A 9,090-nucleotide genomic window follows, 5' to 3' on the forward strand; every position below is an offset into this window, starting at 1 on the left:
TTCCCTTCGGCACCAAGGTGAAGGTCACCAACCTGTGGAATGGCCGCACCACCGTGGTGCGCATCAACGATCGCGGTCCCTTCCATGGCAACCGGGTCATCGACTTGGCCCATGGCGCCGCCCACAGCCTCGGTCTCACGGCCAGCGGCATTGCCCAAGTACGTCTTGACGTACTCCAGTGAGCTGAGCTGGGCGGCCATGAGCCCCTCGCCCATCCGCCAATCTGGCGGGTGGGTTTTTTATTGCCGGTTCGCCGTCTCCCCGTGCTTCTGCTCCACACCCGCGAAGACCTGGCCGCCTGGCGGCGCCAGCAGCCTGGCCCGGTCCATTTCGTTCCCACCATGGGGGCCCTGCATGGGGGGCACCGGCAGCTGATCATCCGGGCTGCCCAGCCCCTGGCTGGCGCGGCTCCAGCGGTGCTGGTGAGCATCTTCGTCAATCCCCTTCAATTTGGCCCCGGGGAAGACTTCCAGGCCTATCCCCGCGAGCTCAGCGCCGATGCGGCCCTGGCCGCCGCAGCTGGTGCCACCGCGCTGTTTGCCCCCAGCGTGGCCGAGATCTATCCCCGGGGCGATACCGGCCTGACCCGGATCTTGCCCCCCCAGTTTCTGAGTGAGGGCCTCTGCGGCCGCCACCGGCCCCACCACTTTGAGGGGGTGGCCACCGTGGTGATCCGCCTGCTGAGCCTGGTGCGCCCCGATTGCCTGCTGCTCGGCGAAAAGGATTGGCAGCAACTGGTGATCCTGCGGCGGGTGGTGGCGGATCTGGGCCTGCCGGTGCGGATACGGGGGTGCCCGACCGTGCGGGAGGCCGATGGACTGGCCTGCAGTTCCCGCAACCGGCGCCTTTCCCCCTCCCAGCGCCAGCAGGCCGCGGCCCTGCCGCTGGCCCTGGCCGCGGCAGCGGCCCAGGTGCGCACTGGAACCCATCGGGCCCAGGCGCTGACCGCCCAGCTGATCCAGCAGCTGGAGGCGGCGGGCCTGGAGGTGGAGTATGCGGAGTTGGTGGCGCCCCATAGCCTGGAGCCACTGCAGCAAGTGCAGGGCCTGGCCCTGCTCGCCGCCGCAGTGCACTGCGGTCCCAGCCGCCTGATCGACCATTGTTTGCTGATGTCTCGTCTGCCGATCGTCGCCATTGATGGACCAGCGGGGGCGGGCAAGAGCACCGTCACCCGGGCCTTCGCCAGGCGCATGGGTCTTGTCTATCTAGATACGGGTGCGATGTATCGGGCCCTCACCTGGTGGGTGCTGCGCCAGGGTGCCGACCCGACCAATGCGGCGGCAGTGGAGCCCCTTTTGGATGGCCTGGATCTGCAGCTCAGTGCCGGCGCCGATGGCCAGCAGCTGGTGAGCATCAACGGCCACGACGTGACCGAGGCGATCCGCAGCCCGGAGGTCACGGCCCAGGTGTCGGCGGTGGCAGCCCATGGCTGGGTGCGCCAGGCCCTGACGGCCCAGCAGCAGGCCATGGGGCGCAAGGGGGGGCTGGTGGCCGAGGGCCGCGACATCGGCACCGCCGTTTTCCCCGCTGCGGAGCTCAAGGTGTTTCTCACGGCCACCGTTGGTGAGCGGGCCCGCCGCCGCGCCCAAGACCTGCAGCAGCGGGGTTTTGCGGTGCCCCCGCTGGCTGAGCTGGAGGCCCAGATAGCTGCCCGCGATCACCAGGATTCGAGCCGGGAGGTGGCGCCGCTGTGTCAGGCCGAGGATGCGGTGGAGCTCGTCACGGACGGCATGGCCATCGAGGCGGTGATCCAGGCCCTGGTGGACCTGTTCCGCCAGCGGGTTCCGGAGGAGGCCTGGCCGGCCGCTGACGGCGCCTAGTGGTTTAGTCGCTTAGACGTCTAGGGCCTGCAGCAGGCCGGCGCAGGCGTCGTCCAGCAGGTCGAGCACGTGCTCAAACCCATCGGCGCCGCCGTAATAGGGATCGGGCACCTCCAGAACCTTGAATCGGCTGCAGTAGCGCACCAGGGGTTCGATGCGGGCCTGGCCCCCAGGCCCGCCCCTGCGCTCTTGGGCCAGGGTTTGCACGTGGGCCAGGTTGGTGGCATCCATGGTGAGGATGTGATCAAAGCGCTCGAGGTCTGCTAGCTCCAGCTGGCGGGCCCGGCTGGTGAGGGCAATACCGCGGCGGCTGGCGGCTGCGCGCATGCGTGGATCGGCGGCCCTGCCCACATGCCAGCTCCCCGTACCGGCCGAATCCACCAGGAAACGGTCCGCCGCTCCAGCCTGGATCAGGTGGTGTACGAACACCCCTTCGGCGGCGGGGGAGCGACAGATATTGCCCAGGCAGACAAACAGCACCCGCTTCATTGCTGCTCCAGACGCAGGAGCGCCAGGTGCGCGCGCCGTTGCACCACCGGAGCGTTGTCTGCGGCCGCAGCCAACAGGGTGACCAGCCCAGCTCGGGCCTGCTGCCATTCCGGTAGGTGGGGTGGAAGGCCAGCTGCCAGCAACTCCAGCCCCACAGCCACCGCGTAGCGCACCACCCACTCGCCGTCGCTGGTGGCGGCAAGTAGGGCTCCTAGGCACTGGCGCTGGACGACCTGCTGTTGGTCAGGGGGGAGCTCGGCCAGCTGCATCTGGCCAAGTCCCTTGGCGGCAGCCCGGCGCACGCTGGCGGCTACGTCGCTGCCGAGGGCATCGAGAAGCAGCTCTAGCCCGCGCACATCGCCGATGCCGGCGAGGGCCCGCACGGCCCAGGCCCGGGCCCCGTAGTTTTCTGGGTCGAGCTGCAATAGGGCATCCACAGCCGCTGTCCCCAGGCTGATCAGCCCCTCCACGGCGGCTACTGCCGCACCGGGGTTGTTGAAGCCCAACACTTCCACCAGCACCGGCGCTGCGCTGGCATCGGCGCTAGCGGCCAGTTCCTGGGTTGCACGCAGCAGGTCTTGGGCGCTGTCGGCCTGTTGCAAGGCGGTAATCTTCTCGGCCACCGGAGATACCTGGCTCACAGCAAGGCGTCCATGCAGGCCAGCAGGGCCTCGTCGCCGGGGTCGCCGTTGCCCTGTTCCACCAGCCCCCGCAGGGCCATCAATTTCAGACTGTTCTCGGCCAGGGTGGCGGCAATGGCTTGAAATCCGGGCCGCCAGCCTGCGGCACCAAGATCCATCAGGGCTGCCCGCCGCACCTGCAGCTGGGGATGGTCAAGTAGGTCCACAAGCAGCTCCCCCCAGCGCGCCTCTCCGCTCAATTGCAGCAGGGTCCGCGCCGCAGCACTGCGGATCAGGGGGCGCTCGTGTTCGAGGAAGGGTTTCACCACGGCCAGCACCCGCGGCTCGTTGACGCCGATGTCGCCCAGGGCTTCCAGCAGGGCTTCGCAGGGTTCCACCAGGCGGGGGCTGTTGGCCTGCTGGGCGCCGGCCCCGGCGGGGCCGCTGGCTAGCTTCTCGCAGAGAGCCTCAATGGCTTCGCTAGCCGCGAGTTGACCCAGGGCTCGGGCTGCCGCTTCCCGTAGTCCGTCGTCGGCATCCTGCAGGGTGTCGAGTAGGTCGGGGATGGCCGTTTGCGCTGCTGGAGCCAGTTTGCCGAGGGCGCGGGCGGCATTGCGGGCTACCGCGTTCTCCTCCACGCCGTCTCCGCTATCCCTAGGCCGGCGTTGGCGCAGGGCTTGTTGCAACAGGGGCACCGCCTCCGGGTGCTGGCTGCGCATCCGGCCCAGCCACCAGGCTCCGTAGTACTGCTGGGAGGAGTCTTCGCTCTGGCGGAGCCGGCGCAGGGCTTCTTGCTCACTGATGGGTTCGCCTGCCTGGGGGGGGCTGGCGTCGGCGTCGACCATGGGTGCTGTCGTGAGACACGGGCTCCTGGTGATGTTGCCAGCCCCGGGGCTGGTTCGAAATTTCAGTTTGGGCATTATTCCGGCAGGTCCGCTTAAGCCCGGCTCTCAATGAGTGGGAGTCAGCCAGGCAGGCACCGCAATCACATAAAAGGGACTTACAAAGCATCGACTCAGCCGCAGGACCAATGCGAATGGCGGCCCTACCAGGCCAGTCGTGAACTCTTCGCAAAGGGGCAAACCAATTCAGGGTGCCCCCACTAAGTTGCTGCCGGCACACATGTTCTTGAGACTGGTACCTATGGCTGTTGCTCTCGCCTCCCAACTGCGTGAAGGCACCAAAAAAGCCCACACGATGGCGGAGAACACCGGCTTCGTGAGCTGCTTCCTCAAGGGGGTGGTGGATAAGGCCAGCTACCGCACCCTGGTGGCCGACCTTTATTTCGTCTACTCCGCCATGGAAGAGGAGATCGGGCGCCTGCGGGCCGAGGGGCATCCGGTGGTCGGCCCGGTGGGCTTCCCGGAGCTGAACCGCTGCGAACCCCTCGAGCAGGATCTCGCCTATTACTTCGGTGAAAGCTGGCGCAGTGCAGTGAAGGCCACGCCTGCCGCTCAGGAGTATGCGGCTCGCTTGCATCAGTTGGCCAAGGAGGCCCCCGAGCTGCTGGTGGGTCACCACTACACCCGATATATCGGCGATCTGAGCGGCGGTCAGATCCTCAAGAACATCGCCCAGAAGGCGATGAATCTGGGCGAGCACGATGGCCTGCGTTTTTATGAGTTCGACGCCATCCCCGACGAGAAGGCCTTCAAGATCAACTACCGCGCCACCCTTGATGGCCTGCCGCTCGACCAGGCCATGGCCGATCGGATTGTGGAGGAGGCCAACCACGCCTTCCATCTGAACATGAAGATGTTCCAGGAGCTGGAGGGCAGCCTTATCGCCGCCATCGGCAAGGTGCTCTTTGGCTTCCTCACTCGCCGCCAGCGGGCCGGCAGCACCGAGGTGGTGGCGGCCTGAAGATCAGCGGCGCCTGGTTCGGAACTATCAGTCCTCGATGAGATCAACGCTCACCAGCCTGGTGAGCTCTTCTGTAGTAGCTGGGTCGATGCTCCCTGGCTTGAAATTGACCTGAAACCACCACTGGCGACCGTCCTTGCTCCGCCGCTCCACACGGAAGTTGGCCAGTCCCTGCTCCCGCAGTGCCAATTGCAAAGCATCCCCGCTGCAGCCGACGCAACTGACGGACAGGGGCGGCAGCCCAGGCACTTCGACGCAATAGACGGGCATGGGCTTAAGGCGACAGTCCAGCCTCCCATAAGAACCGAGCAGGAAGCCGGGGTCCCCCGATCCGTAGCCACAACAACGCAACCCCCCATCCGGCCGCCCTAAGGTTGCAAAACTTCATGGTTGGGTTTTGCACGATGACTTCTACCCCAGACCTGGCCTCCCTCTACCAGCGGCTGTCGCTCCAGGAGCGCCCCATCCTGCCCTCGGGTGAGCGTCGCGCGATCCTGGGTTGCGGCTATGTGGGCGAAGCGGTTGCCAAATCCTGGAAGCAGCAGGGGCATGCACTTTGGGGGACTACAACCCGGCGTGAACGCTTGGTAGAGCTGGCAGGCCTAGTCGAGAACCCGTTGGTTATTGATTCCACGGACCCCTTCAGCAGCCTGGATTTCGCAGCAGATCTCGAAGGCATTTTGGTGTCCTTCGCTCCGTCGAAGAGTTCCAGTGTTGAGCTGAGCCAATACGAGCAGACCTTTCTTGGCGGCCTGCAACGGCTGATCGAAACGCTAAGCAGGCGGCCTGTCGGCTCGCCCCTGCAGCTTGTGCACCTCAGCAGCTGTGGCGTGTATGGCAATCGGCAGGGAGCGCTCACAAGTGAGGGCGATCCAACCGATTCGAATCATCCCGTGAATTCCGTGCTCGTGAGGGCAGAGCAGATGGTTGCTTCGGTTCGTTCAGAGTCTATTAAGGTCTGCGTGTTGCGCCTCGGTGGCATATACGGGCCTGGCCGCGATATTCCGGGCATGTTGCTCAGTGCCGCTGGCGGCCTGGTGCAGCGCAATGGCCTGAATGTGCCGTGCTGGATTCACCGCGACGACATCGTTCGGGGCATCAACTTTGCCTTTGACCAAGGTCTGGATGACACGTACAACCTGGTCAACGACACCCAGTGCAACGGCCAGGAGCTCACAGATCGGCTGTGTGAGCGCGCTGGCCTGCCACTAGCCAAGTGGTTGACCAGAGACACCAGCGATCGAATCCTCAATGCGCGGGTTAGCAATGCGAAGCTGAAACAGCTTGGCTTCAGCTTTGCTCATCCCTGCATGCTGGGCTGATGGCGGCGCTCTATCCAGCCCAAGGGGTTGTGATTAGCGTCAAACCATACTGCCAGCTGCGCAAAGTTTTGATAATCTGGTAAGCAGTCGAATTGGATCTTAAATGAATACTTTGGCAAGTTCCCGGCAGGCTGCAGATTAAATTATCTGCAAACAGACTATCTATTCATTCTTGACAAACCATTCGCCGCAGATTGACGGTAACTGCTGATCTGATGATGCGTTTCCCCGGCACAGCACGCGGGTTTTGTTACTGATGCCACTGATGCCAGCTCGAGACCAGTCTTGAATACCACCTCCAGCAACTGAACCCTCGCATTCGGGGTCAGGCTTAACTCGTTGGCAGCGAATTGGTGTGGTTGCGATGGCTTCCAGAGGCATTGGCCCATCGGCTGCTGCCTGGTAAAGCGCTAGCCACCAGCATCGAACGACTCCGCACGCTGAAGAAGTTCACTTCATGTGATCAGAGGAGACCCAGCGAAAAGTTCATGGTGGCCCGGAGGCAGCGCCCCGCTGCTGCTGGCGGAGCTGTACCAGTGGGGGCAAAACCGCCGCCAAGGCTGAGCTCCAGCCCACCCCACAGCGAGGTGGTGGTGAAAGATCCCCGGGGTGGGGGAGGGTCTTGATCCACTTCGATGTGAGGGCAGGGCCCTAAACGTTTCTTATTTAACCGAGCGAGTGCATTTGCCAGCAGTTGTAGACCTAAGGTGTCGTTTGGCCCCATGATCGCCAAGCAATGGCCAAGGTAGGCGTGCTCCTGCTGAACCTCGGGGGTCCGGAGCGCATCCAGGACGTCGGCCCTTTTCTCTACAACCTGTTCTCGGATCCAGAAATCATCCGGCTACCCAACCCGGCCCTGCAGAAACCACTGGCCTGGCTGATCAGTAGCCTGCGGGCGAGTAAGTCGCAGGATGCTTATCGCTCCATTGGGGGCGGTTCACCACTGCGGCGAATCACTGGGCAGCAGGCCCGTGAGTTGCAGAGTAGCCTCCGCCTGCTTGGGATCGAGGCCACCACCTACGTGGCAATGCGCTACTGGCACCCCTTCACCGAATCGGCGGTGGCAGACATCAAAGCCGACGCCGTGGATGAGGTAGTGGTGCTGCCTCTTTACCCCCAATTCTCGATTAGCACCAGCGGCTCCAGCTTCAGGGAGCTTCAGCGTCTTCGCCAGTCTGATTCTGTTTTTGCAGCTTTGCCGATCCGATGCATCCGCAGCTATTACGATGACCGGGGCTACATCGGCGCCATGGCCGGGCTGATAGCGCGCGAGATCCAGGCCTGCCCAGACCCTGCCGGCGCCCACGTGTTCTTCAGTGCCCACGGCGTGCCCAGGAGCTACGTGGAGGAAGCGGGAGATCCATACCAAGGGGAGATCGAGACCTGCGCACGGCTGATCATCGAGAATCTGGAGGCCACATTGGGCTACAGCAACTCTTTCACCCTTGCGTACCAGAGCAGGGTGGGCCCTGTGGAGTGGCTTAAGCCCTACACCGACGAGGCATTGGAGGAGCTGGGACAGCAGGGTGTGAAGGATCTGGTAGTTGTGCCGATCAGTTTTGTGAGCGAACACATCGAGACCCTCGAAGAGATCGACATCGAGTACCGCAAGCTGGCTTTCGAGTCGGGCATCACTAATTTTCGCCGTGTTCCTGCGCTCGACACCAACCCTGCGTTCATCCAGGGGCTTGCGCGACTCGTTCAACATGCCCTGGAAGGGCCCGAAGTGAATCTTGACCAGGCGGCCGCTCTGCCCAGCACTGTCAAGCTATACCCCCAAGATAAGTGGTCTTGGGGCTGGAACAACAGCTCAGAAGTGTGGAATGGCCGCTTAGCTATGCTCGGACTCTCCGCTTTTCTAGTGGAGCTGATCAGGGGCAATGGGCCTCTTCATGCCCTCGGCTTGCTGTGATTTCCTTTTTACTCAGGGTAGTGTCTATCCAGATCAAACAACACCTCATGGATATATGTTTCGGTCCATTCTGCGCCATGAAAGCGACTGAGCATCCCTCTTGCCGGGTCTTTCTCTGCCCGGTAGCTGGTGTAGCGCCGTTGGCCATTGAGCAATATCGCTGAGCGATCATCTGCTACGGGAGCCGCTTCATGCACGAGTTGTAAATAAAGTTTTAAGTACTCAGCAAAGGCTTGAAATATAACGGTGGCGATCAGCTCATCGGAGGCTGCTCCCAAAGGCAGGCGGGTCCAGAGAAATGCAGGCGAAAAGTAAGGTTCCGCTTCGGCAGGAATAGGCCCGCCATCGGGTAAGTGAGGTTTCCAGCTGTTAAAAATTGGGAGCAAGCGATCCCAGACAGGTTGGGTATGGAGGGAATCGCTGCGGTCGACTGGCTGCAGGTCAAGGGCTAGCAGATGGCCTGAGGGCAGCGTGACCAAATCGGCTCCGAAGAAAGGCAGATCAAAACGGCAGTGGGGATTGATAACTAGGTTCAGCACGGACGCTGCTGGCCCCGCTTCCACGCAGGCGGCCCTCACCTGGCGAAGCTTGTTGGTTTGACAGGCCCAGGTTGCAGTTTGCACAACTACCGGATGTGCCTTCGAACCGGTGGATCCGATTTTTTGCAGAAACTGCTCCGGCACGGGGTAGGCGGCTGGCTCCAACGCTTGAAGCAATTCGACTGCATGATCAAGAAAGGGCTGCCAACGCCAATTGGCGATTCTGACCTGATCAAGACTGCATCTTTGCGGTGCTGTCATTGCTGCTTGCTAGAGGGGAAGAGGAACTCGTGCAGGAAGCGATCCGACCAGGCCTTACCGAAATGGCTGCTAAACAGGCCGTGAGCCGGATCTCTTTCGGCGCTGTAGACATCGTATGCCTCTTGCAGGCTCCTAACCCTTTCTGCTGTAACTATGGAGGTGCGTTGGCCCGCTTCTGCACTGAGCTGCCAGTAGCAGTCGAGAAAGGCAGTGAAAGCCCTAGGCAACGATTCCTGCGCCTCCTCAGCTCCCCCACGGCAGAAC

At 62.8% G+C, this 9,090-nt stretch carries 10 protein-coding genes and 1 pseudogene; 5 read left to right on the forward strand and 6 right to left on the reverse strand.

Features of this window, described 5'->3' with window-relative positions; all coding sequences use genetic code 11:
• On the forward strand, positions 1-182 hold a 182-nt coding region (locus tag KBZ07_RS11765; RefSeq protein WP_254931791.1), incomplete at its 5' end, for a septal ring lytic transglycosylase RlpA family protein.
• Between the two features lie 81 nt (positions 183-263).
• Complete coding sequence (locus KBZ07_RS11770) at positions 264-1,820, forward strand: bifunctional pantoate--beta-alanine ligase/(d)CMP kinase (RefSeq protein ID WP_254931792.1); 1,557 nt, start codon at positions 264-266, stop codon at positions 1,818-1,820.
• Between the two features lie 12 nt (positions 1,821-1,832).
• Here KBZ07_RS11770 and KBZ07_RS11775 read toward each other — a convergent pair whose 3' ends face one another.
• From KBZ07_RS11775 to KBZ07_RS11785, 3 genes are read right to left on the reverse strand one after another with little or no spacing between them, the layout of a single operon-like run.
• Positions 1,833-2,309, reverse strand: coding sequence for a low molecular weight protein-tyrosine-phosphatase (locus KBZ07_RS11775; RefSeq protein ID WP_254931793.1), 477 nt, complete (start codon positions 2,307-2,309; stop codon positions 1,833-1,835).
• Complete coding sequence (locus KBZ07_RS11780; RefSeq protein ID WP_254931794.1) at positions 2,306-2,932, reverse strand: HEAT repeat domain-containing protein; 627 nt, start codon at positions 2,930-2,932, stop codon at positions 2,306-2,308. Before KBZ07_RS11780 ends, KBZ07_RS11775 begins: the two co-directional genes overlap by 4 nt.
• A gap of 14 nt (positions 2,933-2,946) precedes the next feature.
• Positions 2,947-3,774: a HEAT repeat domain-containing protein gene (locus KBZ07_RS11785; RefSeq protein WP_254931795.1), complete on the reverse strand. Its 828-nt coding sequence runs from the start codon at positions 3,772-3,774 to the stop codon at positions 2,947-2,949.
• 298 nt (positions 3,775-4,072) lie between these two features.
• Here KBZ07_RS11785 and KBZ07_RS11790 point away from each other — a divergent pair, with 298 nt between their 5' ends.
• Complete coding sequence (locus KBZ07_RS11790; RefSeq protein WP_254931796.1) at positions 4,073-4,792, forward strand: heme oxygenase (biliverdin-producing); 720 nt, start codon at positions 4,073-4,075, stop codon at positions 4,790-4,792.
• 27 nt (positions 4,793-4,819) lie between these two features.
• Here the strand turns inward: KBZ07_RS11790 and KBZ07_RS11795 are convergent, their stop codons facing one another.
• Complete coding sequence (locus KBZ07_RS11795) at positions 4,820-5,062, reverse strand: hypothetical protein (RefSeq protein WP_254931797.1); 243 nt, start codon at positions 5,060-5,062, stop codon at positions 4,820-4,822.
• Between the two features lie 134 nt (positions 5,063-5,196).
• Here KBZ07_RS11795 and KBZ07_RS11800 point away from each other — a divergent pair, with 134 nt between their 5' ends.
• Together KBZ07_RS11800 and hemH are read left to right on the forward strand one after the other, a co-directional pair.
• Positions 5,197-6,114, forward strand: coding sequence for an NAD-dependent epimerase/dehydratase family protein (locus tag KBZ07_RS11800; RefSeq protein WP_254931798.1), 918 nt, complete (start codon positions 5,197-5,199; stop codon positions 6,112-6,114).
• Between the two features lie 736 nt (positions 6,115-6,850).
• A complete protein-coding gene (gene hemH / locus KBZ07_RS11805; protein ID WP_254931799.1) occupies positions 6,851-8,026 on the forward strand; it encodes a ferrochelatase in 1,176 nt (391 codons plus the stop codon).
• An 8-nt stretch (positions 8,027-8,034) separates the two neighbouring features.
• Here hemH and KBZ07_RS11810 read toward each other — a convergent pair whose 3' ends face one another.
• Complete coding sequence (locus KBZ07_RS11810; RefSeq protein WP_254931800.1) at positions 8,035-8,826, reverse strand: phycoerythrobilin:ferredoxin oxidoreductase; 792 nt, start codon at positions 8,824-8,826, stop codon at positions 8,035-8,037.
• Positions 8,823-9,090 (reverse strand): annotated as a pseudogene (locus KBZ07_RS11815) (dihydrobiliverdin:ferredoxin oxidoreductase); the annotation flags it as partial. The gene KBZ07_RS11810 and the pseudogene KBZ07_RS11815, both read right to left, overlap by 4 nt.

It is taken from the genome of Cyanobium sp. BA20m-14 (genome assembly GCF_024346295.1).

Bases quoted from the DNA above. Each gene is read 5' to 3' on its own strand.
- KBZ07_RS11775 (WP_254931793.1), bottom strand. From the start codon at position 2,309: ATGAAGCGGGTGCTGTTTGTCTGCCTGGGCAATATCTGTCGCTCCCCC.
- KBZ07_RS11785 (WP_254931795.1), bottom strand. From the start codon at position 3,774: ATGGTCGACGCCGACGCCAGCCCCCCCCAGGCAGGCGAACCCATCAGT.
- KBZ07_RS11790 (WP_254931796.1), top strand. From the start codon at position 4,073: ATGGCTGTTGCTCTCGCCTCCCAACTGCGTGAAGGCACCAAAAAAGCC.
- KBZ07_RS11795 (WP_254931797.1), bottom strand. From the start codon at position 5,062: ATGCCCGTCTATTGCGTCGAAGTGCCTGGGCTGCCGCCCCTGTCCGTC.
- KBZ07_RS11800 (WP_254931798.1), top strand. From the start codon at position 5,197: ATGACTTCTACCCCAGACCTGGCCTCCCTCTACCAGCGGCTGTCGCTC.
- hemH (WP_254931799.1), top strand. From the start codon at position 6,851: ATGGCCAAGGTAGGCGTGCTCCTGCTGAACCTCGGGGGTCCGGAGCGC.
- KBZ07_RS11810 (WP_254931800.1), bottom strand. From the start codon at position 8,826: ATGACAGCACCGCAAAGATGCAGTCTTGATCAGGTCAGAATCGCCAAT.